General features: G+C 70.4%; 23 protein-coding genes and 1 tRNA gene. 13 read left to right on the forward strand and 11 right to left on the reverse strand.

The window, feature by feature from the left end:
- Positions 1 to 12 precede the first annotated feature (12 nt).
- The 6 genes from ASD30_RS07995 to ASD30_RS08020 all read left to right on the forward strand — a co-directional run bounded on the left by ASD30_RS07995 (position 13) and on the right by ASD30_RS08020 (position 6,276).
- Entirely contained in the window at positions 13 to 2,289 is a 2,277-nt protein-coding gene (locus tag ASD30_RS07995; RefSeq protein ID WP_414858566.1) for a DNA polymerase III subunit gamma and tau, read from the forward strand.
- A 16-nt stretch (positions 2,290 to 2,305) separates the two neighbouring features.
- Positions 2,306 to 2,698: a YbaB/EbfC family nucleoid-associated protein gene (locus ASD30_RS08000; protein WP_056679742.1), complete on the forward strand. Its 393-nt coding sequence runs from the start codon at positions 2,306 to 2,308 to the stop codon at positions 2,696 to 2,698.
- Between the two features lies 1 nt (position 2,699).
- Positions 2,700 to 3,299: a recombination mediator RecR gene (recR, locus tag ASD30_RS08005; RefSeq protein WP_056679745.1), complete on the forward strand. Its 600-nt coding sequence runs from the start codon at positions 2,700 to 2,702 to the stop codon at positions 3,297 to 3,299.
- The gene (locus ASD30_RS08010; RefSeq protein WP_056679748.1) at positions 3,292 to 3,888 is read left to right on the forward strand and encodes a DUF5063 domain-containing protein; all 597 of its coding nucleotides are present in this window, start codon (positions 3,292 to 3,294) and stop codon (positions 3,886 to 3,888) included. Before recR ends, ASD30_RS08010 begins: the two co-directional genes overlap by 8 nt.
- A gap of 67 nt (positions 3,889 to 3,955) precedes the next feature.
- Positions 3,956 to 5,227, forward strand: a complete 1,272-nt coding sequence (locus ASD30_RS08015) for an aspartate kinase (RefSeq protein WP_056679751.1) — start codon at positions 3,956 to 3,958, stop codon at positions 5,225 to 5,227.
- Complete coding sequence (locus ASD30_RS08020; protein ID WP_082563678.1) at positions 5,224 to 6,276, forward strand: aspartate-semialdehyde dehydrogenase; 1,053 nt, start codon at positions 5,224 to 5,226, stop codon at positions 6,274 to 6,276. Before ASD30_RS08015 ends, ASD30_RS08020 begins: the two co-directional genes overlap by 4 nt.
- A gap of 112 nt (positions 6,277 to 6,388) precedes the next feature.
- Here the strand turns inward: ASD30_RS08020 and ASD30_RS08025 are convergent, their stop codons facing one another.
- The 3 genes from ASD30_RS08025 to ASD30_RS08035 all read right to left on the reverse strand — a co-directional run bounded on the left by ASD30_RS08025 (position 6,389) and on the right by ASD30_RS08035 (position 8,935).
- Entirely contained in the window at positions 6,389 to 7,492 is a 1,104-nt protein-coding gene (locus ASD30_RS08025; protein WP_056679756.1) for a hypothetical protein, read from the reverse strand.
- Between the two features lie 212 nt (positions 7,493 to 7,704).
- Positions 7,705 to 7,778: transfer RNA gene (locus ASD30_RS08030), tRNA-Pro, on the reverse strand.
- A gap of 242 nt (positions 7,779 to 8,020) precedes the next feature.
- The gene (locus tag ASD30_RS08035; protein WP_056679759.1) at positions 8,021 to 8,935 is read right to left on the reverse strand and encodes a metallophosphoesterase; all 915 of its coding nucleotides are present in this window, start codon (positions 8,933 to 8,935) and stop codon (positions 8,021 to 8,023) included.
- Between the two features lie 26 nt (positions 8,936 to 8,961).
- On the opposite strand from ASD30_RS08035, the gene ASD30_RS08040 reads away from it, so the two are divergent.
- Positions 8,962 to 9,423, forward strand: coding sequence for a GatB/YqeY domain-containing protein (locus tag ASD30_RS08040; RefSeq protein ID WP_056679929.1), 462 nt, complete (start codon positions 8,962 to 8,964; stop codon positions 9,421 to 9,423).
- A 45-nt stretch (positions 9,424 to 9,468) separates the two neighbouring features.
- On the opposite strand, the gene ASD30_RS08045 is transcribed toward ASD30_RS08040, so the two are convergent.
- Positions 9,469 to 11,835, reverse strand: coding sequence for a penicillin-binding protein (locus ASD30_RS08045; protein WP_156388554.1), 2,367 nt, complete (start codon positions 11,833 to 11,835; stop codon positions 9,469 to 9,471).
- Positions 11,836 to 12,029: 194 nt separating this feature from the next.
- On the opposite strand from ASD30_RS08045, the gene ASD30_RS08050 reads away from it, so the two are divergent.
- Positions 12,030 to 12,311, forward strand: a complete 282-nt coding sequence (locus ASD30_RS08050) for a WhiB family transcriptional regulator (RefSeq protein ID WP_200949888.1) — start codon at positions 12,030 to 12,032, stop codon at positions 12,309 to 12,311.
- A gap of 48 nt (positions 12,312 to 12,359) precedes the next feature.
- Here ASD30_RS08050 and ASD30_RS08055 read toward each other — a convergent pair whose 3' ends face one another.
- The 3 genes from ASD30_RS08055 to ASD30_RS08065 are packed head-to-tail and all read right to left on the reverse strand — an operon-like array spanning position 12,360 to position 15,350.
- Positions 12,360 to 13,541, reverse strand: coding sequence for an ArsA family ATPase (locus ASD30_RS08055; protein ID WP_056679762.1), 1,182 nt, complete (start codon positions 13,539 to 13,541; stop codon positions 12,360 to 12,362).
- A complete protein-coding gene (locus ASD30_RS08060; RefSeq protein ID WP_056679765.1) occupies positions 13,538 to 14,554 on the reverse strand; it encodes an ArsA-related P-loop ATPase in 1,017 nt (338 codons plus the stop codon). The genes ASD30_RS08055 and ASD30_RS08060 overlap by 4 nt, the downstream gene beginning before the upstream one ends.
- A 28-nt stretch (positions 14,555 to 14,582) precedes the next feature.
- Positions 14,583 to 15,350 carry an IclR family transcriptional regulator gene (locus ASD30_RS08065; protein ID WP_056679768.1) on the reverse strand — a complete coding sequence of 256 codons (768 nt, stop codon included), beginning with the start codon at positions 15,348 to 15,350 and terminating at the stop codon, positions 14,583 to 14,585.
- Between the two features lie 171 nt (positions 15,351 to 15,521).
- Here ASD30_RS08065 and ASD30_RS08070 point away from each other — a divergent pair, with 171 nt between their 5' ends.
- Positions 15,522 to 16,328 carry a CoA transferase subunit A gene (locus tag ASD30_RS08070; RefSeq protein WP_056679937.1) on the forward strand — a complete coding sequence of 269 codons (807 nt, stop codon included), beginning with the start codon at positions 15,522 to 15,524 and terminating at the stop codon, positions 16,326 to 16,328.
- A gap of 1 nt (position 16,329) precedes the next feature.
- A complete protein-coding gene (locus tag ASD30_RS08075; protein WP_056679771.1) occupies positions 16,330 to 16,968 on the forward strand; it encodes a 3-oxoacid CoA-transferase subunit B in 639 nt (212 codons plus the stop codon).
- 209 nt (positions 16,969 to 17,177) lie between these two features.
- Here the strand turns inward: ASD30_RS08075 and ASD30_RS08080 are convergent, their stop codons facing one another.
- From ASD30_RS08080 to ASD30_RS08095, 4 genes are all read right to left on the reverse strand, one after another.
- Complete coding sequence (locus ASD30_RS08080) at positions 17,178 to 19,616, reverse strand: ABC transporter permease (protein ID WP_056679773.1); 2,439 nt, start codon at positions 19,614 to 19,616, stop codon at positions 17,178 to 17,180.
- Positions 19,616 to 20,380 carry an ABC transporter ATP-binding protein gene (locus tag ASD30_RS08085; RefSeq protein ID WP_056679776.1) on the reverse strand — a complete coding sequence of 255 codons (765 nt, stop codon included), beginning with the start codon at positions 20,378 to 20,380 and terminating at the stop codon, positions 19,616 to 19,618. The genes ASD30_RS08080 and ASD30_RS08085 overlap by 1 nt, the downstream gene beginning before the upstream one ends.
- Before the next feature lie 423 nt (positions 20,381 to 20,803).
- Complete coding sequence (locus tag ASD30_RS08090) at positions 20,804 to 21,460, reverse strand: response regulator (RefSeq protein ID WP_056679779.1); 657 nt, start codon at positions 21,458 to 21,460, stop codon at positions 20,804 to 20,806.
- Complete coding sequence (locus ASD30_RS08095) at positions 21,457 to 22,608, reverse strand: sensor histidine kinase (RefSeq protein ID WP_056679782.1); 1,152 nt, start codon at positions 22,606 to 22,608, stop codon at positions 21,457 to 21,459. Before ASD30_RS08095 ends, ASD30_RS08090 begins: the two co-directional genes overlap by 4 nt.
- 98 nt (positions 22,609 to 22,706) lie before the next feature.
- Between ASD30_RS08095 and ASD30_RS08100 the strand changes: the two genes are divergently transcribed.
- From ASD30_RS08100 to ASD30_RS08105, 3 genes are read left to right on the forward strand one after another with little or no spacing between them, the layout of a single operon-like run.
- Complete coding sequence (locus ASD30_RS08100; protein WP_235532537.1) at positions 22,707 to 23,441, forward strand: DNA alkylation repair protein; 735 nt, start codon at positions 22,707 to 22,709, stop codon at positions 23,439 to 23,441.
- A 46-nt stretch (positions 23,442 to 23,487) separates the two neighbouring features.
- Positions 23,488 to 23,640: a DUF4177 domain-containing protein gene (locus tag ASD30_RS26865; protein ID WP_162250925.1), complete on the forward strand. Its 153-nt coding sequence runs from the start codon at positions 23,488 to 23,490 to the stop codon at positions 23,638 to 23,640.
- On the forward strand, positions 23,637 to 24,095 hold the full coding sequence (locus tag ASD30_RS08105) for a RidA family protein (RefSeq protein WP_056679785.1): 459 nt from the start codon (positions 23,637 to 23,639) through the stop codon (positions 24,093 to 24,095). The genes ASD30_RS26865 and ASD30_RS08105 overlap by 4 nt, the downstream gene beginning before the upstream one ends.
- The last annotated feature ends 1 nt before the right edge of the window (position 24,096 follow it).

Below are 24,096 nucleotides of genomic sequence, written 5' to 3' on the forward strand. Positions count from 1 at the left end.
TCCGCCTTTCGGCTGTCGGGGCAGGTGGTTAGGGTTCACAACGTGGAAGCACCCCTCGCCCTCTATCGCCGCTACCGGCCCGAGACGTTCGCCGAGGTCATCGGCCAGGAGCACGTCACCGAGCCGCTGCGCGCTGCCCTCGCGAACAACCGGGTCAACCACGCCTATCTGTTCTCCGGTCCACGGGGGTGCGGCAAGACCACGTCGGCACGCATCCTGGCCCGCGCACTGAACTGCGAGAAGGCCCCGATCGCCGACCCGTGCGGCGAGTGCGACTCGTGTCGCGACCTGGCTCGCGGTGGCCCCGGGTCCATCGACGTGATCGAGATCGACGCCGCCTCCCACGGTGGTGTCGACGACGCCCGTGACCTGCGCGAGAAGGCGTTCTTCGCCCCGGTGAAGAGCCGCTACAAGGTCTACATCATCGACGAGGCCCACATGGTCTCCCCGCAGGGCTTCAACGCCCTGCTGAAGCTGGTCGAGGAGCCGCCGCCCCACCTGCGGTTCATCTTCGCCACCACCGAGCCCGAGAAGGTCATCCCGACCATCCGCTCGCGCACCCACCACTACCCGTTCCGGCTGATCCCGCCGCGCCTGCTCTCGGCGTACCTCGGCGAGCTCTGCGAGAAGGAGGGTGTCTCGATCGAGCCCGCCGCGCTGCCGCTGGTCGTGCGCGCCGGCGCCGGGTCGGCTCGAGACACCATGTCGGTGCTCGACCAGCTGCTCGGCGGCGCCGGGCCCGAGGGTGTCACCCACGCGCTGGCCACCGGCCTGCTCGGCTACACGCCCGACTCCCTGCTCGACGAGGTGATCGACGCCTTCTCCGCCGGTGACGGTGCCTCCGTCTTCGGCGTCGTCGACAAGGTGATCGAGACCGGCCAGGACCCGCGCCGATTCACCGAGGACCTCCTGCGCCGGCTGCGCGACCTGGTGATCATCGCGGCGGTGCCCGACGCGTCCACGACCGGCCTGATCGACGTCCCCGAGGACGCCGCCGAGCGCCTCACCGCCCAGGCCAGCCGGTACGGCGTCGCGGGGCTCAGCCGGGCGGCCGACCTGTTCGCCACCGGCCTGACCGAGATGCGCGGCGCCACCGCGCCCCGACTCCTGCTCGAGCTGATCTGCGCCCGCGTGCTGCTGCCCGGGGCCGACCACTCGACCGACGGGCTCATGGCGCGACTCGACCGTCTCGAGCGGCGCGTCGACATCACGGGTGGCGTGCCTGCCGGTCCTGCGCCCGTGCAGTCCTCCGGGGCTTCCGGCGATGCGCCTGCCGCGCGCGCCGCGACGCCGCAGCCGGCCTCCGGGGCTCCCGGCGAAGCAGCCGCCGCCGCCAACATCGCGACGACCCAGCCGGCCACTCCGCCGTCCGGCCCTGCGGCCCGCGACCAGCAGCGGGCGCCTGTCCTTTCCGAGCCCACGCCTGAGACTTCCGCGCCGGCGCCGGCAGCGTCGGCTCCCGTCGTGCCGGAGCCGACCCCCGAATCCGTTGCCCCGGCCGCTCCGTCTGTGGCGCCCGAGCCCGCTGCGCCGGAGCCCGCTGCGCCGGAGCCCGCTGCGCCCGAGCCGCCTTCGGCCGCGCCGGCGGCGCCGAGCGGCGGGCTCAGCCTGGGTGACGTACGCCGGCTGTGGCCCGACGTGGTCGAGGCGGCCAAGCTCAAGCGGCGCGTCACCTGGATCCACCTCACTCAGAACTCGCAGGTCGTGGCGGTCGACGGCAAGACGCTGACGCTCGGGTTCACCAACTCCGGTGCCCGGGAGTCGTTCGTCAACGGTGGCAGCGACGAGATCGTCCGCCAGGCGGCGATCGACGTGATCGGCACCGACTGGCGCATCGAGGCGATCGTCGACCCGGGTGCCCAGGCGCAGGGGGCAGGGCCAGCCGCCCCACAGGCCCCGTCGCGCACGGACCCCGCGCCCGAGCAGCAGCAGGCAGCCAGTCAGCCGCAGGGCGACCCGTTCGGTGGCGACGCGGCGCAGGCAGCACCGGATGCGCCGCCGCCGTGGGCCGACCCGTCGACGCCGGTGCCCGAAGCCGGCCCGCCCCCGGAGGCCGCGGAGGCCCCGACAGCCGAGGCCGTGTCCCCGAGCGCGGTGGCAGCCGCCCGGGAGGCCATCCAGCCGACCCGTTCGGGTGCCGCGGAGCCCAAGGCCGCACCCGACCACGGGGCCGCGGACGCCGACGTCAGCCGCGACGACCCCGACATCGACAGCTCCGGGCTGTCGGCCGCCGAGCTCCTCCAGCGAGAGCTCGGCGCGAAGATCATCCAAGAGATCAAGAACGACTGAGGCGAGAGGCACGACGATGACCGAGAACCCGTTCGGATCCGAGCAGTTCGGCCAAGGTGGCTTCGACATGAACGCGCTGCTCCAGCAGGCCCAGCAGATGCAGGAGCAGCTGATGAGCGCGCAGGCCCGCCTGGGCGAGACCGAGGTCGAGGGCACGGTCGCCGGGGGAGCGGTCACCGTGAAGCTCAGCGGCACCGGTGACCTGCTCGGTGTCGCCATCACCGCCGGCAACTTCGCGGGCGACGACGCCGACGACCTCACCGACCTGGGCGACCTCATCGTGGCCGCCTGGCGCGACGCGAAGGCGAAGGCCGACGCGCTGGCCGCCGAGACCCTCGGCCCGCTGGCCGGCGGCGGCATGGGCGGCGCCGGTGGTGGCGGGGACTCCCTGCCCGGCTTGGGGTTCTGAGTTGTACGAAGGAATCGTCCAGGACCTGATCGACGAGCTCGGTCAGCTCCCCGGAGTGGGCCCGAAGAGCGCCCAGCGCATCGCGTTCCACCTGCTGCAGGCCGACCCGGTCGACGTACGCCGCCTCGCCGACGTGCTGATCCAGGTCAAGGCGAAGGTGAAGTTCTGCTCGGTCTGCTTCAACGTCTCCGAGGACGACCAGTGCCGCATCTGCCGCGACCCGCGACGTGACCCGTCGGTGCTGTGCGTGGTCGAGGAGTACAAAGACGTCGTCGCGATCGAGCGGACCCGCGAGTTCCGGGGCCGCTACCACGTGCTCGGCGGGGCGATCTCGCCGATCGACGGCATCGGGCCTGAGCAGCTGCGCATCCGTGAGCTCATGGTGCGACTGGCCGACGGCACGGTCACCGAGGTCATTCTCGCGACCGATCCGAACCTCGAGGGCGAGGCCACTGCGACGTTCCTCACCCGCAATCTCAAGCCGATGGGGTTGCGCGTGACGCGTTTGGCGAGTGGACTGCCTGTGGGCGGAGATCTCGAGTACGCCGACGAGGTGACACTCGGGCGGGCCTTCGCCGGGAGGAGATCAGCCGATGACTGACCAGACCGTGGACCCCCAGCTGGAGGAGTTCGCCCAACAGATTTCCGACCAGGTCGAGAGCTTCCTGGTCGCACTGCAGGCCATCACCCGTGACGCCGACGGCAGCCGGGCGATCTCGCTCCTGCTGCTCGAGGTGTCCCAGGTGCTTCTGGCCGGCGCGCGACTCGGCGTGCAGTCCGACTTCACGCCGGCCGAGGAGTTCCAGCCCGACGCCGGGCCCGACCCCGACCTCGACGGCATGCGGCTGCGCCTGGCCCGCATGCTCGACGGCGTCGACATGTACGCCGAGGTCTTCGACACCTACGGCGAGCCTGAGATCGTCACCTCGATGCTCTCCGACGACCTGACCAGCGTCGCCTCGTCGCTGGCCCACGGCCTGCGGCACTACAAGGCCGGCCGGGTCGACGAAGCCCTCTGGTGGTGGCAGTTCTCCTACGTCTCGACGTGGGGCAGCGAGGCCTCCGGCGTACTCCGCGCGCTGCAGTCGATCGTGACGCACGACCGGCTCGACATCGACTTCGAGATCGAGCAGGAGCAGGTCGCCGCCGCTGATGAGATGCTGGAAGGTGCCGAGCCCGAGCCCCGGTAGAATTCAGGCAGCGTGGCCGAGCAGCGTCGCCGGCCCAGTTGTGTCATCACACCGTGAGGAAGATTTCGTGGGCATTGTCGTGCAGAAGTACGGCGGCTCCTCCGTGGCTGACGCGGCCGGCATCAAGCGGGTCGCCCAGCGCATCGTCGCCACCCGCAAGGCCGGCAACGATGTTGTCGTCGTGGTCTCCGCCATGGGCGACAGCACCGATGAGCTGCGAGACCTGGCCGAACAGGTCACCCCGTTGCCGCCCCCGCGCGAGCTCGACATGCTGCTGACCGCTGGTGAGCGCATCTCGATGGCGTTGGTGGCGATGGCGATCGCGCAGCTGGGCCACAAGGCGCAGTCGTTCACCGGCTCGCAGGCCGGGGTCATCACCGACTCCGCGCACGGCAAGGCCAAGATCATCGACATCACGCCCGGACGCATCGAGAACGCCATCAAGAGCGGCGCGATCGCGATCGTGGCCGGCTTCCAGGGCGTCTCGCAGGACACCAAGGACATCACCACGCTCGGACGCGGCGCCTCCGACACCACCGCCGTCGCGCTGGCCGCGGCGCTGGGTGCCGACGTGTGCGAGATCTACAGCGACGTCGACGGCGTCTTCACCGCCGACCCGCGCATCGTCCCGGCGGCTCGCAAGCTCGACCGCGTCTCCACCGAGGAGATGCTCGAGATGGCCGCCTCCGGCGCCAAGATCCTCCACCTGCGGTGCGTGGAGTACGCCCGCCGCTACAACATGCCGATCCACGTCCGGTCCTCCTTCTCCGAGAAGGAAGGCACCTGGATCATTCCCGACATCGAAGGCGAGACCCCCATGGAACAGGCGATCATTTCCGGCGTCGCCCACGATCGAAGCGAAGCCAAGATCACCATCGTCGGTGTCCCCGACAAGGTGGGCGAGGCGGCTCGCATCTTCGAGACCCTGGCCGAGGCCGAGGTCAACCTCGACATGGTCGTCCAGAACGTCTCGGCCGCCGCGACGGTCCGCACCGACATCTCCTTCACCCTGCCCCGCGAGGACGGCCAGGCCGCGATGAGCGCGCTGGCCCGCATCCAGGGCGAGGTCGGCTACGAGGAGCTGCTGTACGACGACCAGATCGGCAAGGTCTCGCTGATCGGCGCCGGCATGCGCTCGCACCCGGGCATCACCGCGAAGTTCTTCGCGTCGCTGGCGACCGCGGGCGTCAACATCGAGATGATCTCCACCTCCGAGATCCGCATCTCCGTGATCGTCGACGAGGCCCAGGTCGACACCGCCGTACAAGCCACGCACACCGCCTTCGACCTCGACTCCGAAGAGGTCGAGGCCGTCGTCTACGGAGGAACCGGCCGATGACTTCACCCCACGCCTCCCGCCCCGTGCGTCTCGGCATCGTCGGCGCCACCGGCCAGGTCGGTGACGCCATGCGTCGCATCCTCGCCGAGCGCGACTTCCCGCTCGAGTCGATCCGGTTCCTCGCCTCGGCCCGCTCGGCCGGCACCACGCTGCCGTGGGGCGACGGCGAGATCACCGTCGAGGACGCCTCGACCGCCGACATCTCCGACCTCGACATCGCGATCTTCTCCGCCGGCGGCTCGACGTCGAAGGCGCTGGCCCCGAAGTACGCCGAGGCCGGCGTGATCGTGGTCGACAACTCGTCGGCCTGGCGGATGGACCCCGACGTACCGCTCGTGGTCTCCGAGGTGAACCCGGAGGCGATCGGCGAGGCCCGCAAGGGCATCATCGCCAACCCGAACTGCACCACGATGGCCGCAATGCCCGTGCTCAAGCCGTTGCACGAGGAGGCCGGGCTCCAGCGGCTCATCGTCTCGACCTACCAGGCCGTCTCCGGCTCCGGTCTCGCCGGCGTCGAGGAGCTGGCCGGGCAGGTCGAGGCCGCCGGCGACGCCCGCAGCCTGGCCACCGACGGTTCGTCGGTGGAGTTCCCCGAGCCGGTGAAGTACGCCCGCACCATCGCCTACAACGTGGTCGCGCTGGCCGGCTCGATCGTCGACGACGGGCTGAACGAGACCGACGAGGAGCAGAAGCTCCGCAACGAGTCCCGCAAGATCCTCGGCCTGCCCGACCTGCGGGTCTCGGGCATCTGCGTGCGGGTGCCGGTCTTCTCCGGCCACTCGCTGGCGATCAACGCCGAGTTCGAGCGGCCGCTGCCGGTCAAGCGCGCCGAGGAGCTCCTCGCCGACGCCCCCGGCGTCGAGCTGTCCGAGATCCCGAACCCGCTCGAGGCCGCCGGCCAGGACCCGTCGTACGTCGGGCGCCTGCGCAACGACCCCGGCGTCGACGACGAGCGTGGCCTGGCGTTGTTCATCAGCAACGACAACCTGCGCAAGGGTGCCGCCCTGAACGCCGTGCAGATCGCCGAACTGGTCGCCGCCACCCTCTGATCGCTCCGCGGCCAGCTGCCCCGCGCCCTGCCCCGTGTAACGCGGGGTTACGGTCGCTCCACACGCGTTGTGACGCGTGGGGAGCGACCACAGCACCGCACAAGTCGCGCGGCTACTCCGGTGTGCCGTGGTCCTCGATGAACAGCGAGGTCAGCCACTGCGAGACCACGAAGGTGACCACCGCGACGGCCGGGATGACCACGACCATCCACGGCGAGAAGATCACCCGGATCAGGAACAGCAGCGCGATCACGGCGACGAGGCCGACGGCCAGGAAGCTGGTGCTGCCGGGGTCGGCGACCTTCCATGCGCCGAGCAGGGCGCTGCCGATCACCACGAGCAGGATCATGATCGCGATCAGCAGGAAGAAGCCGGGCGTGCCACAGCTGCTGGTGCCCTTGACCGCCTCGCAGCCCTGGACGGCCAGGTAGGTCATCGCGACGGCGAGGGCACCGATCACCAGGCCGGTGATCGCGGCGGCGACCCGTCCCGGAAGTGCCGGCAGGGTGAACGTACGCCGCTCGCGGGGCGCGCGACGCCTGGCCGCAACAGCTGATTCGTCCTCGTCGTCTTCGTCGTCCGTGAGGTCCTCGTCCGTGACGTCGCCAGCGGGTTCGGGCGACGGCATGGCGGCGGCCGGCTCGGTCACCTCGTCGGTGAAGAGCGGCCGGTCGTCGATGTCGTCGTCCGCCACCGACGCCTGGGCGGGAGCGGCGGGCTCGGCTGCTGGCGCCGGTGCAGCTGTTGCGGGCGACTCCTGCACGGGTGGGGCCGGCTGCGGGTCGACCGTGTCGAGGTCCTCGAGCACCGCGGTGTGGGACGTGTCGTCGGCGTCCGGCGTACTGCCCAGGACGACGGTGGGCTCCGAGTCCGGTTCAGTGGAGGGCTCGGTGACGGTGGTCTCGGGCGCGGTGGCGTCGACAACGGCCGGCGCGGGTGACTCCGGCTCAGCGACGGCTTCCGCGACCGGTTCCTCGGCCACCTCGGGCGTCTCCGTGACGGGCTCCGGGGACTCGTCCGCGGGCGTCGCGCTGTCCGCGGGGGGCTCGCTCGCCTCCGAAGGCTTCCGGCCGCGTACGACGGCGTCCAGCTCCTCCTGGGTCGGCGTGAGCGAGTCGTCCGGCGCAGGCTCCTGCTTGCCCTTCTTGCGCCGGAAGAGATTGCCGAGTGAGGGCATCTCCAGTGAGGGGCCGTCCCCAAGATCCTTGTCAGCCATGGAGCGCAGTCTGCCAGAGGTGCAACGTGTCCTACCTGGCATCCGGGTGTTGGGCGCACAGGTGTGCACCGGAGCAGGTTCGTCTTGTGCGCCTCTGTTGACGCTGTGCACCCAGCCGGCAGGGTGCACAGCGTCATGGACAGCGCGTTACACGACGGAGAGGGTCGGAAATGCGTGATGGCCGGACCATGGAGGTCCGGCCATCTACAGGGTCGGGCTGACAGGATTTGAACCTGCGGCCTCTTCGTCCCGAACGAAGCGCGCTACCAAGCTGCGCCACAGCCCGATCGCGGAACGTGCCCGCGAACGGACGCGAGCATACCCGAGGGCAACCGGCCCCCTGAAATCGGTGCCCGGGGACGAGACCGATGTACCGAAGAACGGGCAATCCGCCGGAATGGAGCGGGCCGTCGGGCGTGCGCGGCGTGCGCCGAGCGCGTTGTGCCCGTTCTTCGGGACGGCCCTACGGAACTGGCGACAGGTCGACCCGAACTGGCGACAGGTCGACCGGAACTGGCGACAGGTCGATCAGTTCTCGCGACAGGTCAGGGTGAGGAGGGTGGCCTCGGGGCGACAGGCGAAGCGGATCCGCGTGTAGGGGTTGGTGCCCACACCGGCCGAGACGTGCAGCCAGGCCGAGCCCGGATCATCGGGCGCCGACTCCGCCGGGTGCCGGTGCAGGCCCTTGGCGCGGGCGTTGTCGAGATCGCAGTTGGTGGTCAGTGCCCCCTTGAACGGCAGGCACACCTGCCCGCCGTGCGTGTGGCCCGCGATGATCGCGTCGTACCCGTCGGCGGCGAACTGGTCGAGCACCCGCAGGTACGGCGCGTGCGCGACCGCCAGGCGTACGTCGGCCCCCGCTGGTGCCGGTCCGGACACGGCCGGGAGGTCGTCGTACGAGAGGTGGGGGTCGTCGACACCGGCGAAGGCGAGCGCGGTGTCGCCGATGGTGAGCGAGCCGGTCGTGTTCGTCAGGCCCGTCCAGCCGGCCTCCTCGAAGCCCCGCTGCAGGTCCTTCCACGGCAACTGGGGCGAGTCGACGGCGCGAGTGCCGTCGTCGGGCATGAGGTACCTGAACGGGTTGCGCGGAGCCGGCTCGAAGTAGTCGTTGGACCCGAAGACGTAGACGCCCGGCGCCTCGAGGAGCGGTTCGAGCGTGGAGAGCACCACGGGTACGGCGTCACGGTGGGCCAGGTTGTCACCGGTGTTGATCACCAGATCGGGCTGGAGCGCGGCCAGCCGGCGTACCCAGTCCTGCTTGCGTGACTGGTCAGGGGTCATGTGGATGTCGGAGAGGTGCAGCACCCGCAGCGACCGTTGCCCGGCCGGAAGGATCGGCAGCTCCACCCGCCGGAGCGTGTAGGCACGGGCCTCCGTGGCGGCATACCCGAGCGTGGCGACGCCGGCGAGCACGCCGAGGCCGAGAATGCGGGTGAACGACATCCCTCAAGGCTGCCACAATGGTCCTCATGAGTGCTCTCAAGGACCGCATGCGCAGTGACCTGACCACGGCCATCAAGGCCCGGGACGAGGTGCGCTCCTCCACTCTCCGGATGCTGCTCACCGCGATCACGAACGCCGAGGTGGCCGGCAAGACCCAGGTGGAGCTGTCCGACGACGACATCATCGGCGTGCTGTCCACCGAGGCCAAGAAGCGGCGCGAGGCCGCGACCGCCTTCGACGACGGCGGCCGGGCCGAGATGGCCGACAAGGAGCGGGCCGAGCTCGTGGTGATCGGCGACTACCTGCCGGCCCAGCTGAGCGAGTCCGAGATCGCCGACCTCGTCACCGCCGCCGTCGAGAAGACCGGCGCCGCCGGCGAGGGCATGCGCGCGATGGGCAAGGTCATGGGCATCGTCTCGCCGCAGGTGAAGGGCAAGGCGGACGGCGGCCTGGTGGCGGCCGAGGTACGCCGCCAGCTCGGCGCCTGAGTTCCACGCGGGCGCCCTGTCGCTCGCGTCAGTGAGCCCGGTGAGTCAGCGACCGCGGCCGCGCCCGGGCTTCTTCTTTTTCTTCTTGGGCGGGTCCTGCTTCGGCGGGACGTACGGCGAGCCGTCGGAGACGTAGATCGTCACCACGTCGCCGGAGGACTGCTGGCCACCCGACCCGGGGTCGGTGTAGGCGACGGTGCCCTGGTTGTAGCTGGAGTCGACCTGGCCGCTGGCCACGATCACCTTGAAACCGAGGTCCTCGAGAGTCGCTTTGGCGTCGTCGACGTTCATGCCACCGGTCGGCGGGATGTCGACGAGCACGCCGGAGATCTCGGTCGAGGACGGCGGGGTGAACGTCTCGTCGTCGAGCCACTGCTCGATGACGTGCATGGCGTCGCCCCACATCGGGCCTGCCGTGCCGGAGCCGGACGCAGAGTAGAGGGTGCTGCCGCCGATGGTCTTGCCGATCAGGGAGTCGGGGCCGCCGTCCTCCTTGACGCCGGCGATCATCGACGCACCGGCCAGGTTGGGCGTGTAGCCGACGAACCACACCGAGTTGGCACTGTTCGTCGTACCGGTCTTGCCGGCCGACTGCTGGCCGAGGGCGAGACCGTTGATGGCACCGAAGCCGTCGCCTTCCTGCACGCCGCGCAGGACGTCGTTGACGGCGTCGGCGACCGCGCTGGGCAGCACCTGCGTGCACTTGCGCGGGTAGTCCTTGAGCAGGGTGCCGTTGGCGTCCTCGATCTTGGTGACCGGTCGCGCGTCACAGTGCAGGCCGCGGGCGGCGAACGTCGCGTAGGCCTCGGCCATCTCGAGCGGGGTGGCGTCGGCAACGCCGAGGGTGAAGGTCGGCACTCGCTCGGCCGAACCGGAGCTGCTGTCGACCGGGTTGGTCAGGTTGACGCCCATCTGCTTGGCCAGGCGGTACGGCGTGCAGATGCCGGTGAGCTGTTCAAGGGCCATGTAGAAGGTGTTCACGGACTCGCGCGTGCCGGTGTAGAGGTTCTTCGGACCGGAGGTCGTGGAGTTCGGGATGGAGAAGCTGCCGTAGCCGTAGGGCTGGCCGTCACAGTTCTTGTAGTCGGCCTCCTGGAACGTGCGTTCCTTGGGCGAGTCGATCGTGGTGTTGAGGGAGATCTTCTGCCGGATCGCATCGGCGAGCACGAACGCCTTGAACGTCGAGCCGGCCTGGAAGCCCCGGGCGCCGCCCTCTTCCTTGGGCACCGCATAGTTGATGGACGTCTCGCCCATCTTCTCCTTGAGCCCCAGGGGCCTGGACTGGGAGATCGCCTTGACGTTGCCGGTCCGGGGCTGGATCAGGGCCAGGGACCCGATGGCCGACTCGTTCTGGCGCACGTGGTTGCGCACCGACGCGTCGGCGGCGTCCTGGAACCGGAGGTCGAGGGACGTGCGGATGGTCAGGCCGCCGGACTTCAGCAGGGTGAGGCGGTCCTCGGGGGTCTTGCCCAACGCGGGGTCACGCGTGAGGTAGTTGACCACGTAGTCGCAGTAGATCGGTGCCCGCGCCAGCAGGCAGCCGTTGCGGCTGGACGTGATCTTGAGACGCAGGCCCTGGGACTTGATCTTCTCGGCCCGCTCCTCGCTGATCACCTTCAGCTGGGCCATGCGGTCGAGCACGACGTTGCGACGCGAGAGCGCCTTGTCGGGGAACGTGATCGGGTCGTAGCCGACCGGGTTCTTCACCAGCCCGGCCAGGGTGGCCGCCTCGCGGAGGTTCAGCTTGCGGGCGTCCTTGCTGAAGTAGTGCTTGGCCGCCGCCTGTACGCCGTACACGCCGTCACCGAAGTAGGCGATGTTGAGGTAGCGCTCGAGGATCCAGTCCTTGGAGTAGTTCTCCTCGAAGGCGATCGCGTAGCGCAGCTCGCGCAGCTTGCGGGCGATCGTCTCGGCCTGGGCGGCCTTGCGCTCGTCGTCGTCCTTGGCCTGGCTGATCAGGGTCAGCTTGACCATCTGCTGGGTGATCGAGGAGCCACCCTGGCGGGTCGAGCCCGAGGCCTGGTTGGTGATGAACGCGCGCAGCGTGCCCTTCACGTCGAGGGCGCCGTGCTGGTAGAAGCGGTAGTCCTCGATCGAGACGATCGCCTGGCGCATGACCTTGGCCATCTGGCGCAGCGGCACGTTCACCCGGTTCTCGTCGTACAGGGTGGCGATCGTGGTGCCGTCGCTGGCGAGGATGCGGGACGACTGGGCCAGCGCCTCGGTCTCGAGCTCGTCGGGCAGCTCCTGCAGGGAGTCCGAGACGTTGCCCGCGGTGAGCCCGGCGACCGCGGCGAACGGGATGGCCAGCCCGGCGGCGACGACTCCCAGGATCACCGAGACAGCGAGCATCGAGCCGAGGTGGGAGAGCACGGAAACCGGGCGGGAGCGGCCGTCATCGGGGGCGGACATGCACCTCAGGATACGTGACAGGGCCATATCACCCGCATTGGTGCGGGTTGGCGACTAGTCCTTTCTGACTAGACGAAGTGGCCAACTCGTGTCTGTTTCAACCACCGATCATTGCCTACCTTTACTTGTGGGGATTGGCCCGTGGTGAGTTTCAGATTGGAGCTCATCCATCTCGGTTTGGATGTGGGGACATCATGTGGGTTGAAGACTGGGCGCCGGCAGCGGCGTGTCGACAGGCGCAGCCGGACGAACTCTTCGTCCGTGGTGCGGAGCAGAACAAGGCCAAGCAGGTCTGCGCGGGTTGTCCCGTGCGCACCGAGTGCCTGGCCGAAGCGCTGGACAACCAGATCGAGTGGGGTGTGTGGGGAGGCATGACCGAGCGCGAGCGCCGGGCACTGCTTCGTCGTAGCCCCGCCGCGTCCTGGCGCAGCGTGCTGGAAGCCGCCAAGGCCGGCCACTCGGGCGCACTCGTCTGAGCGACTGACCACTGGGGTCGACCCGGTCCTGACTGACTACTTCGGACGTCAGGCCGCCGGGCCGGCCAGCAGCGAGCCGATTCGACGGAGCCCGTCGAGGTCGTGCACGTCGGTGGCCAGTGCCGGGACGACCGCCGTGGCGACCCTGGGGTTGGCCGCGGCGAACCTGGCCCGCAACCCGGTCTCACGCTCGACGATCCGCACCCGGTCGGCGTGCAGCCGCAACAGGCCTGCCGTGACTTCGGCCCCGCCGTCACGTCTGGCGAGCCGCTCGACGGCGGCCATCGCCTCGTCGGCGCTGAGCTCGCTCTCCGGCCTGATGCCGGCCCGGTTGACCACCAACCCGGCGAGCGGCATGTTCTCCCCGCTGAGCCGGTCGACGAAGTACGCCGCCTCGCGCAGCGCGTCGGGCTCCGGAGCCGCGATGACAAGGAACGCCGTACCTTCGGCCTGCAACAGCTCATAGGTCTTCTGGGCCCGCTGGCGGAAGCCGCCGAAGAGGGTGTCGAACGCGGCGACGAACATCTGGAGGTCCTGGAGCACGGTCGCCCCGAGGATCTTGGTCAACGCGTTCGTGATCAACCCGAAGCCGGCGGTCATGATGCGTGCCGGGCCCCGCGCCGGCGCCAGCAGCAGCCGAATGAACTTGCCGTCGAGGAAGCTGCTCAGCCGCTCGGGAGCGTCGAGGAAGTCCAGCGCCGAACGCGACGGGGGCGTGTCGACGACGATCAGGTCGTAGGCCCCCGACTGCTTCGCGTCGCGGTAGAGCTGCCCGAGCTTCTCCATCGCCATGTATTCCTGGGTGCCCGCGAACGAGCTGGACAACGCGATGTAGAAGGGGTTCTCCAGGATCTGCTTCGCCTTCTCGGGGCTGGCCTGGCTCTCGACCACCTCGTCGAAGGTGCGCTTCATGTCGAGCATCATCGCGTCGAGCGACCCGGTGCCATCGGCGACGCCGGCCACCGGCCGGGGCGTGTTGTCGAGGGCCTCGATGCCCATCGACTGCGCCAGCCGTCGGGCCGGGTCGATGGTGAGTACGACGACCTTGCGGCCACGCTCGGCCGCCCGCAGTGCGAGGGATGCCGACGTGGTGGTCTTGCCGACCCCGCCGGACCCGCAGCACACGATGATCTCGGTGGCCGGGTTGTCGAGCAGTGCGTCGATGTCGAGGGTCGGGGCGACCTCGCCCGTCGAGGCCAGCGGGCCGACCCGCGTGCGTTGCCGGCTCATGCCATCCCTTGCTCTCGCAGCGTCGCGGCCAGTTGGTAGAGGCCGCCCATGTCGACTCCGGACGGGAGTCGGGGCAGCTCGTAGATGGGGACGCCGATCTCATGGACCAGGGCCCGTTGGCTCTCCTCGAGGGCGCGCCGCTCGGCGTGGTCGTGGGCCTCGGTGAGCAGCCCGTCGACGAGCACCTTGTCGACCTCGACGCCGGCCGAGCGGAGGTCCGCCTCGATGCCGTCACGGTCGAGGGTGCCGTTGCGGGCCGCGTCGAGCTGCTCCGCGCTCAGGTCGCGTGGCCGGACCAGGTTCACGATCACCCCGCCGACGGGGAGCTTGGCCTGATGCAGCTCGCCCACGCCGTCGGCGGTCTCCTGGACCGGCATCTCCTCGAGCACGGTGACCAGGTGGATGGCGGTGCGGGGAGAGCGGAAGAGCGTCATCACGGTGTCGGCCTGCTTCTTGATCGGCCCGGCCTTGGCCAGCCCGGCCAGCTCGCCGTTGACGTTGAGGAACTGGGCGATCCGGCCGGTCGGAGGAGCGTCGAGCACGATCGCGTCGTACTGCTGGCCGGCCTTGCTGGAGGTGCCCTTCTTGCGGCCGTCCTTGGCGGCCTCGAAGACCTTGCCGGTGAGCAGTACGTCGCGTACGCCGGGGGCGACCGTGGTGGCGAAGTCGATGACGCCGAAGCGGTCGAGCGCCCGCCCGGCACGACCGAGCTTGTAGTACATCGCGAGGTATTCGAGTAGGGCGGACTCGGCGTCGATGTGCAGGGCGTAGACCTCGCCGGCGCTGCCCTCGGAACCGGGGAGCCCCGACGCGATGCGGCGCTCCTCGTAGGGCAGGGGCGAGACGTCGAACATCTGGGCGATGCCCTGGCGACCCTCGACCTCGCAGAGCAGCACGCTCTTGCCACGGCTGGCCAGGGCAAGTGCCAGTGCAGCGGCGACCGTCGACTTGCCGGTTCCGCCCTTGCCGGTGACGACGTGCAGCTGGACCTTCGGCCAGTCGGTGGTGCTCACGGGACGAGAGCCTAACCGGGCGGTCGGACTACTGGGAACGGAACCGGCGGATGCGACGCGACAGGTCATGGGCCTCCTGGAGCAGGAGCCGGCCGAGCTCGGGACGCCGGTCGTCGGCGAACCGGTGGTCGATCCCGGTCAGGCTCAGCGCCCACTGGGGTGACTCGTCGGAGTCGAAGACCGCGGCACCTATGCCCCAGCTGCCGCGCACGATCAGCCCGGGGTTGAACGCGTAGCCCTGGCGCTGCGTCTCGGCGATGCGTTGCTCCACCGCCTTGCGGGCGTGGGTGGCGCCGTACCGCTCGGTGAGGTCGTGGTCGTCGAGGTACTCGGTGATCTCCCGCTCCGGCAGGTAGGACAGGATCACCTGGCCGGCCGAGGCGACGCCGAGCGGGAACCGGATGCCCTCGTGCAGCACGTGGGAGCGGATCGGGAAGCTGCCGTCCTCGCGGACCAGGCAGATCGTCTCGTCGCCGCGCCGGGCCGAGAAGAACGCGCTCTCGCCGGTGGCCTCGCTCAGCCTGCGCAGGCTGGCGCCGGCCAGGTGGCTGACGTCGTAGCGTGCGGCCGCGGCGCTGCCGAGCAGGAACGTCTCGGGCCCGAGCTGCCACAGGCCGGCCGGCGTCCGGTCGACCAGACCCTCCTGCTGCAGCGCGACCAGCAACCGGTGGGCGGTCGGCCGGGCGAGATCGGCGGCGACCCCCGCAGCGGTGGTCGTGACACCGTCGGGCTCGTGCTGGGAGACCGCACGCAGCACCCGCCCGATGCGCGCGACCACCTGGTGTGAGGCCTGCATGGGACGACGATACTGCGCGTTCACCCAGTGAACGCATCCGCTCGAATGTGTGCGTCGTACGAGAGATCCGCGTCCATCTCCCGACCGGACGTTGACGCCGTCCCCCGGGTGCGGCAGAACAGGGGGTGGGCCTTCCGGATCGGTGGGCACGTCGAGGAGGAGGAGACCTTCGTGGACAAGGTGATGGCCAACGCCGCCGAGGCGGTCGCCGACATCGGCTCGGGGGCGACCCTGGCCGTGGGCGGCTTCGGACTGTGCGGCATCCCGTCGGTGCTGATCGACGCCCTGCTGACCCAGGGGGCCGACGAGCTCGAGGCGGTCTCGAACAACTGCGGCGTCGACGACTGGGGTCTCGGCCGGCTGCTGATGGCCCGACGCCTGCGCCGGATGATCGCGTCGTACGTCGGGGAGAACAAGGAGTTCGCCCGGCAGTACCTCTCCGGTGAGCTCGAGGTCGAGCTCACGCCGCAGGGCACCCTGGCCGAGCGCATGCGCGCCGGCGGCTCGGGCATCCCGGGCTTCTACACCGCCACCGGCGTCGGCACCCAGGTCGCGGACGGCGGCCTCCCCTGGAGGTACGACGACGCCGGCAACGTCGTGGTGGCCTCGCCGCCCAAGGAGGTGCGCAGCTTCGGGGGTCGTGACTTCGTGCTCGAGGAGGCGATCGTCGCCGACTTCGGGCTGGTCCGGGCCTGGAAGGGCGACCGGCACGGCAATCTCGTCTTCCGCGACTCCGCCCGCAACTTCAACCCGCTCGCTGCGATGTGCGGTCGCCTCACGATCGCCGAGGTCGAGGAGCTCGTCGAGCCGGGCGAGCTGAACCCCAACGACGTGCACACCCCCGGGGTCTACGTGCAGCGCGTGGTCGCGCTGACTCCCGAGCAGGCTGCCGACAAGCGGATCGAGAAGAGGACTGTCTCTGCTCCGTTGGTTGAGGAGGTTGCGCAGCAACCATCTCGAAACCAGGAAGGACACTGACATGGCATGGACACGCGAGCAGATGGCGGCCCGGGCGGCCGGGGAGCTGAGCGACGGCTCCTACGTCAACCTCGGGATCGGCCTGCCGACCCTGGTGCCGAACTACGTGCCCGAGGGCACCGAGCTGGTGCTGCAGTCCGAGAACGGCATCCTCGGCGTCGGGCCCTACCCGACCGAGGAGAACGTCGACGCCGACCTGATCAACGCCGGCAAGGAGACCGTCACGCTCAACCGTGGCGCGTCGTTCTTCGACTCCGCCACCTCGTTCGGGATGATCCGCGGCGGCAAGATCGACGCCGCGATCCTCGGTGCGATGCAGGTGTCGGTGAAGGGTGACATCGCCAACTGGATGATCCCCGGCAAGATGGTCAAGGGCATGGGCGGCGCGATGGACCTCGTGCACGGCGCCAAGAAGGTGATCGTGCTGATGGAGCACGTGGCCCGCGACGGCTCCTACAAGATCGTCAACGAGTGCTCGCTGCCCTACACCGGCCTCGGCGTCGTACAACGCATCATCACCGACCTCGGCGTCATGGACATCCTCCCGGCAGCCGAGGGAGGCGGGCTGAAGCTGGTCGAGCTGGCTCCCGGCGTGACCGAGGACGAGATCCGCGAGAAGACCGAGCCCGAGCTGCTCTGACCTGCTCGTCGGTCGAGTGGCCTTCTCGGTGGTCGAGTGGCGAGCGCTGCCCTCGGTGGTCGAGTGGCGAGCGCTGCCCTCGGTGGTCGAGTAGCGAGCGCCAGCGAGCGTATCGAGGCCAGGGCCAGTTGCCGAAGGTCTCGATACGCCGCTCGTTCCTCGCGGCTACTCGACCAGCGAGAGGCACTCGACCGACGAGGAGGGCGCGCTCACTCCATCGTCAGGCCCGCGGCCGGCGTCACCCGTGCCGCGCGGCGGGCAGGCAGCACACAGGCCAGGAGCCCGGCTGCAGCGGACACGAGTACGACGATCGCGAGCTGGCCCAGCGGCAGGGTCATGGACGCGTTCTCGACGTACTTCGCCAGCATGGTCTGGACGCCGACCCAGGCGAAGCCGATGCCCAGGGTGGTGCCGAGCAGGGTCGCCACCACGGAGAGCAGCACCGCCTCGGTGGCCAGGGTGGCCCGCAACTGGCGACGGGTCAGGCCGAGGGCCCGCAGCAGGGCGTTCTCGCGTCCTCGTTCGAGCACCGAGAGACCGAGCGTGTTGGCGATGCCGATCAGCGCGATGACCACGGCGATGCCGAGCAGGCCGACGATCGCGCCGGTCATCACGTCGAGCTGGAGGTCGACGAAGGCCCACTTGCCCAGGGTCGAGACCACGTCGGCGTCGGAGGCCGCGGCCACGGCGGACAGGTCGCCGCTGAAGTCCTCGGCGTCGGTGTCGAGATCGGCCCGCACCCAGATCGCCTGCGTGGACGGTGCCGCGTCGAGCCCGGCCAGCGTCTGCGGGGCGACGACGGCGACGTTGCCCCAGTCCTCCCCGGCGTTCACCCGCAGGGTCTCCGTGCGCTCGCCGACGGTGACCGTGACCGTGCGTGGCACGTTGCCGTTCTCCAGTGCGTCGATCGGCAGGTAGATCTCCCCGGCGCGGGGCGCGGCGAAGTCCGGCGTGCTCCGCATCAGCCCGGCAGCGTCCGGGCCGGGGGCGACGACCCGCATCCGGCCGATCCCGCGGTCGAGGGTGCCGACCGTTCCGGGGACCTCCACGGCACTCTCGACGGCGGGCAGGTCGCGCACGCCGGTGAGCACCTCCGGTGCCAGTCCGGCCCCCGTGGTCGCCGAGACGGTGGCGTCGAGGGGATGGTCGGTGGCCATCTCGTCGTCGATGATGCTGCGTCCACTGGCCAGCCCGGTCAGGACGGCGGTCGTGAGGGTGACCCCGACGAGCAACGAGGCGGTCGTGGCCGCCGTACGCCGTGGGTTGCGGACTGCGTTGGAGGTGGCCAGTCGTCCGGGCGGGCCCATGACGCGGGCGGTGAGCGATCCGGCGACCCGGATCAGGGCGGGAACGATCGTCGGCCCGAGCAGGACCACCCCGAAGAACGTGGTGCCTCCGCCCACCACCATCAGTGGGACCGCGGCTCCGGCGATGGCCGCGGCCATCGCCAGCACCCCGGCGGCGACGACGAGGATGCCGAACCCGATGCGGAGACGGCCGGCCGTCGTGCGTACGTCGACACCGGTGTCCGGACGAAGTGCGGCGAGCGGGCTGACCCGGGTGACCCGGCGGGTGGGAAGCCAGGACGCCATGACCGTGACGGCGGTGCCGACAAGGAAGGCGCCGGCGAACCAGACGGGGGAGAAGGACGCCTCGCCCAGTCGAGCGCTCGGGGCGAGGTCACGGATCAGTGCGACCAGGCCGAGTCCGAGTCCAGCGCCGGCCACCAGGCCGACCAGGGCGGAGACGACACCGAGCGCGAGGGCCTCGAGGCGGATCGAGCGAAGCACCTGCCGCCGGGTGGCGCCGACGCAGCGCAGCAGGGCGAAGTCGCGGGTCCGCTGCGCGAACAGGATCGAGAACGTGTTGGCGATGACCATCACCGAGGTGCCGATGGCGATCGCCGCGAAGAGCAGCAGGATGAACGCGATGACGTCGACGCCGTTGGTGGCCGCCTTCTGCTGGTCGGCCACGAAGTCGTCGGTGGTCTGCACGGTCGCGTCCGGGTAGGCGCTCTCGAGGGCCCGGATCTGCTCGTCCGCGGAGCCGGCGCCGTTCCAGGCGACGCTGTTGATCATGCTCTGGTCGAGCCACCGGTCCTGGGCGTCCTGGGTGAGGTAGACCGCGGACCAGACCATCGACGACGGGCTGTCGACGCTGCCGACGACCTTCACGTCGAGGGCCTGCTTGCCGGTTCCGATGGTGAGGGTGTCGCCGATCCCGACGTCATTGGCCTTGGCCGCGTTCGCGTCGACGACTGCCTCGTGGTCGGTGGAGGGGAAGCGGCCGTCGACCAGCTCCTGCCAACGCATCGCGTTGTCGCGGGGGAGGGCGCCGACGTCGGCGCCGTCGGTGATCTCGGTGCCGTCGCGTGACACGGAGAGCCACGCCCAGCCCAGCACGGAGGCCGAGGCGCCCTCCTTCTCGGCGCGGTCCAGCAGTCGGGCCGCGTCGGGGCCGTCGATCCCGGAGACCACCACGTCGGCATGTGCGAACGGCGCGTCGAGGCCCGAGGTCAGGCCGTCGCGGGCCGCGGAGGAGAGCGCGTTGGTGACGATGATGAAGGTGACCCCGATGACCACGGCCAGGCTCGCGGCGACGTACCGCCGGGTGTGCCGCCGCATCGAGGCGAGCAGGACGGTGCGCATCACGCCGCCCGGTGGCGCAGCGCCGCGACGAGCTCGTCGCGGGTGGGCGTGGTGAGGTGGGTGCGGATGGCGCCGTCGGCGATGACGAGTACGTCGTCGGCATAGGCGGCCGCGTCCAGCTCGTGGGTGACCATGACGACGGTCTGGCCGAGCTCGCGCACCGAGTGGCGCAGGAAGTCGAGGACCTCGGCGCTCGCGGTCGAGTCGAGGTTGCCGGTCGGCTCGTCGGCGAAGACGATCGCGGGCTGGGCGACCAGGGCGCGGGCGATCGCCACGCGCTGCTGCTGTCCGCCGGAGAGCTGGCTGGGGAGGTGGCCGGTGCGGTCGGCGAGTCCGAGCACGTCGACGACCATCTCGAACCTGGCCCGCTCCTCGCGCCCGACCTTGCGACCGGCGAGCTCCAGCGGGAGCAGGATGTTCTGGCCAGCGGTCAGCATCGGCAGCAGGTTGAACGACTGGAAGACGAAGCCGACGTGGTCGCGCCGGAACTTCGTCAGCGCGGTGTCGTCGAGCGACTCCAACGTCACGCCCGCCACCTCGACCGTGCCGGGGGTCGGCTGGTCGAGCCCGGCCAGGCAGTGCATCAGTGTCGACTTCCCGGAGCCCGAGGGGCCCATGATCGCGGTGAACCGGCCGGCCGGGAGGTCGAGGTCGACACCGCGAAGCGCATGCACCTCGGCGTGGGTTCCGACGCCGTAGGTCTTGGTCAGGCCGCGGGCAGTCGCGGCGGTTCGGAGGGCGTTGGGGGCGGTGGTCTCGATCATGACCCCCACGCTAGGAATTCTGCGGCTCCCGAACGTCAGGCCGGCGGTGGAACCCGTCGTACGACCTGGGGATGACGCGGGCGTTCGTCGTACGACCCGTGGGGTGCCGCGCCCGCCACCGGGGCTGCTCACCGGCCCTAGGTGGTCCGGCCCGGTCGGACCGAGTGGGCCCCGGTACTGCGTCCGGTCGGACCGAGTGGGCCCCGGGACTGCGTCCGGTCGGACCGAGTGGGCCCCGGTACTGCGTCCGGTCGGACCGAGTGGGCCCCGGTACTGCGTCCGATCGGACCGAGTAGGCCCCGGTACTGCGTCCGGTCGGACCGAGTGGGCCCCGGTACTCGGCCCGACCGGGCCGGAGTCCCGAGTGCCGGCCCGGTCCTGTTCCAGCGCCGGTGCTTCCGGGCGCTGGTCACGCCCCGGGCCTCAGCCGACCAGGCCGGACTCGTAGGCAAGCACGACGAGCTGCACGCGGTCGCGGGAGCCGGTCTTGGCCAGGACCCGGCCGACGTGCGTCTTCACCGTCGCCTCGGCGACCACCAGGTCGGCGGCGATCTCGGTGTTGGAGAGCCCGCGCCCGATCAGGGTGAGGACTTCGTGCTCGCGCTCGGTGAGCACGGCGAGGCGGGAGTCGCGCGAGCGTTCAGCGCCGGGCTCGGGCAGCGTCGAGGCGAAGTGGTCGAGCAGCCGCCGGGTGGTGCTCGGGGCGACGACGGAGTCGCCGGAGTGCACCGAGCGGATGGCGTCGAGCAGGTCGGCCGGCCGGGCGTCCTTCAGCAGGAACGCGGCCGCGCCGGCCTTGATCGCGGCGAACGTGTATTCGTCGAGGTCGAAGGTGGTCAGCACGATCACCCGTGGCGAGTCGGGCCGAGCGGCCAGGAGCCTAGTGGCCTCGACGCCGTCCATGCGCGGCATCCGGACGTCCATGAGCACGACGTCCGCCGCGGTCACCGCCAGCTTCTCGCTGGCCTCGGCGCCGTCGCCGGCCTGGCCGACGACCGACATGTCGTCCTGGGACTCGACCAGCATCTGGAAACCGGCGCGGACCATCTCCTGGTCGTCGACGAGGAAGACCCGGATCATGTGGGAATCCTTGCAGAGACAGCGAATCCGCCACCATCGGCCGGGGCCGCGGTCAGGGTCCCCCCGTGCACCGTGACCCGTTCGCGCATGCCCAGCAGGCCGAGCCCCTTGCCGTCGGAACGCGCCGCGGCTCCGCGGCCGTCGTCGATCACGTCGAGGCGCAGCTCGCCGTTTCGATGGGCCAGGTCGAGCCGGACGTGCGCGACCCCGGCGTGCTTGCGCACGTTCGTCAGTGCCTCCTGCGCGATGCGGTAGACGGTCAGGCCCACGCCTTCGGGGACCTCGGGCATCGGGTCGGGCAGGTGGGCCACGAGGTCCATGCCACTGGCGCGGGTCTCCTCGACGAGGTGGAGCAGGTCGACCAGGCCGGGCTGCGGGGCGGTGCCGGATCCGCCGTCGGAGCGCAGCAGACCCAGCATGCGGCGCATCTCCGTGAGCGCGTCACGCCCGGTCTCAGAGATCGTCTGGAGCGCCGTGGTCGCAGCGCCAGGGTCCTTGGCGGAGGCGTAGCGGGCACCGTCGGCCTGCACCACGATCACCGAGAGGCCGTGCGCCACGACGTCGTGCATCTCGCGGGCGATGCGGGCGCGTTCGTCCTGTGCGGCCAGCTGCGCCTGCTGGACGGCCTCGCGCTCGAGTCGTTCGCCGCGCTCGACCAACGAGGCGACGTACGCCGCCCGGGTGCGACCGAGGGTGCCGAGGGCCCAGGCTGCCGCGACGATGGCGGCGATGGACAGGAAGTACGCCGTGTAGGCGGTGGGCGTCCCGGCGGTGGGGTAGGGGCTCAGCCAGTCGTACGACGACACGCCCGCACCGATCACGCCGACCGCCAACACGGCGAATCCCCAACGTGCACTGGCGAAACGCGCCACCGAGTAGACCGCGACCGGGAAGGCGACCTGGCCCCAGATCGGCTCGTCGAGCACCACCGCCTGCAGCAGCGACGCCGCCACCACCACCGTGGCCGAGGCGACCGGATGGTGCCGGCGCCAGAACAGGGGCACGAACTGGATCAGGCACAACAGGCCGACCGCGGGATCGAAGCCGCCGAGCAGGGTGCCGGCGACGGCGGTGAAGACGAGGAACCCGGCCAGCGAGGCGTCGAGGACGCGCTGTCCGCGCTCGTCGAGTCGCCACGGCTGCCGCATGGCCAGAGACTATGCGGCGCCAGCCCGTCGTACGTCAGACCGTGGTCTGATCCTCGGTGGCGTCGGGCGGGCGGTGTGTGCACAACTACGCTGACGGCGTGCCGCACGCGATCCGACCCGACGAGCTCGTCGCGATGGTGCGCGACCAGATCGCCGCCGCGGCCGACCCGGAGAAGGCGCCGGCCATGCAGGCCTACATGAAGTCGACGATGCCCTACCGCGGCGTGACCTCGCAGCCACTCACCCGCCTGTGTCGCGAGGTGTACGCCGACTGGGTGCTGCCCGACGAGGAGTCGTGGCGTGAAGCCGTCCTGGCGCTCTGGGACGACGCGGAGTTCCGTGAGGAGCGGTACGCCGCGACGACGCTGGCCGGCCACCGGCTCTACCGCGAGCACCGGCAGCCCTGCACGATGGGCCTGTGGCGGCACCTGGTCGTGACGGGCGCGTGGTGGGACCACGTCGACGACGTCGCGACCCACCGGGTCCGTGAGCTCCTGGAGCGCTTCCCGGACACGGTCACGCCCACACTGCGTGACTGGGCCGTCGACGACGACCTGTGGCTGCGGCGTACGGCGATCATCTGCCAGGTCGGCCTGCGCGAGCGCATCGACCGCGAGCTCCTCACGCACGCGATCGACGCCAACCTCGACGGCTCCACGCGCACCAGCCCGCCGGAGTCGCCGTACGGCCGGGAGTTCTTCGTGCGCAAGGCGATCGGGTGGGCGCTCCGCGACTATTTCCGAACCGACCCGGACTGGGTGCGCGCGTTCGTCACCGAGCGCGAGGGCCGGCTCTCGGGGCTGTCGCGGCGCGAGGCCCTCAAGCATGCGTGACAGGGCTGCTCGATGACGTCGGGCGGGCGCGAGTAGGGTGCCGAGCATGACGAAGTGGGAATACCAGGTGGCGCCGATTCCGCTCCACAACGAGGCCCTGATGCTGAACAACTTCGGCCAGGACGGCTGGGAGCTGGTTCAGCTGCAGACCAGCGCGCAGGGCGGCACCGTCGCCTTCTTCAAGAGGCCGATCGCATGAGCGCCGTAGAGGACCGCCTCGCCGAACTGGGCCTGGCCGTTCCGGAGGTGGCCAAGCCGGTCGCCGCCTACGTGCCCGCCGTGCGCTCCGGCAACCACATCTTCACCTCGGGCCAGCTGCCGATGCAGTCCGGTGAGCTGATGGTCACCGGCAAGGTCGGCGGCGAGGTCTCCGAGGAGGAGGCGCTCGCCTGCGCCCAGCAGTGCGCGCTGAACGCGATCGCCGCGGTGAAGTCCGAGATCGGCGACCTCGACCAGGTCAAGCGCATCGTGAAGGTCGTCGCGTTCATCGCCTCGACGCCCGACTTCACCGGGCAGCCGCGGGTGGCCAACGGTGCCTCCGAGCTGTTCGGCAAGGTCTTCGGCGACGCGGGTGTGCACGCGCGCTCGGCGGTCGGCGTACCCGTCCTGCCGCTGGACGCACCGGTCGAGGTCGAAGTCATCGTCGAGGTCTGAT

The sequence above is a fragment of the Nocardioides sp. Root140 genome (assembly GCF_001426745.1).
In the GTDB taxonomy this organism is placed as follows: Bacteria; Actinomycetota; Actinomycetes; order Propionibacteriales; family Nocardioidaceae; genus Nocardioides.

Coding starts and splice junctions, on each gene's coding strand:
- ASD30_RS08000 (WP_056679742.1), top strand. CDS start 2,306: ATGACCGAGAACCCGTTCGGATCCGAGCAGTTCGGCCAAGGTGGCTTC.
- ASD30_RS08010 (WP_056679748.1), top strand. CDS start 3,292: ATGACTGACCAGACCGTGGACCCCCAGCTGGAGGAGTTCGCCCAACAG.
- ASD30_RS08095 (WP_056679782.1), bottom strand. CDS start 22,608: ATGCGGCAGCCGTGGCGACTCGACGAGCGCGGACAGCGCGTCCTCGAC.
- ASD30_RS26865 (WP_162250925.1), top strand. CDS start 23,488: ATGACGAAGTGGGAATACCAGGTGGCGCCGATTCCGCTCCACAACGAG.
- ASD30_RS08075 (WP_056679771.1), top strand. CDS start 16,330: ATGGCATGGACACGCGAGCAGATGGCGGCCCGGGCGGCCGGGGAGCTG.
- ASD30_RS08055 (WP_056679762.1), bottom strand. CDS start 13,541: ATGAGCCGGCAACGCACGCGGGTCGGCCCGCTGGCCTCGACGGGCGAG.
- ASD30_RS08035 (WP_056679759.1), bottom strand. CDS start 8,935: ATGTCGTTCACCCGCATTCTCGGCCTCGGCGTGCTCGCCGGCGTCGCC.
- ASD30_RS08050 (WP_200949888.1), top strand. CDS start 12,030: ATGTGGGTTGAAGACTGGGCGCCGGCAGCGGCGTGTCGACAGGCGCAG.
- ASD30_RS08040 (WP_056679929.1), top strand. CDS start 8,962: ATGAGTGCTCTCAAGGACCGCATGCGCAGTGACCTGACCACGGCCATC.
- ASD30_RS08085 (WP_056679776.1), bottom strand. CDS start 20,380: ATGATCGAGACCACCGCCCCCAACGCCCTCCGAACCGCCGCGACTGCC.
- ASD30_RS08065 (WP_056679768.1), bottom strand. CDS start 15,350: ATGCAGGCCTCACACCAGGTGGTCGCGCGCATCGGGCGGGTGCTGCGT.
- ASD30_RS08025 (WP_056679756.1), bottom strand. CDS start 7,492: ATGGCTGACAAGGATCTTGGGGACGGCCCCTCACTGGAGATGCCCTCA.
- ASD30_RS08090 (WP_056679779.1), bottom strand. CDS start 21,460: ATGATCCGGGTCTTCCTCGTCGACGACCAGGAGATGGTCCGCGCCGGT.
- ASD30_RS08045 (WP_156388554.1), bottom strand. CDS start 11,835: ATGTCCGCCCCCGATGACGGCCGCTCCCGCCCGGTTTCCGTGCTCTCC.
- ASD30_RS08020 (WP_082563678.1), top strand. CDS start 5,224: ATGACTTCACCCCACGCCTCCCGCCCCGTGCGTCTCGGCATCGTCGGC.
- ASD30_RS08080 (WP_056679773.1), bottom strand. CDS start 19,616: ATGCGCACCGTCCTGCTCGCCTCGATGCGGCGGCACACCCGGCGGTAC.
- ASD30_RS08105 (WP_056679785.1), top strand. CDS start 23,637: ATGAGCGCCGTAGAGGACCGCCTCGCCGAACTGGGCCTGGCCGTTCCG.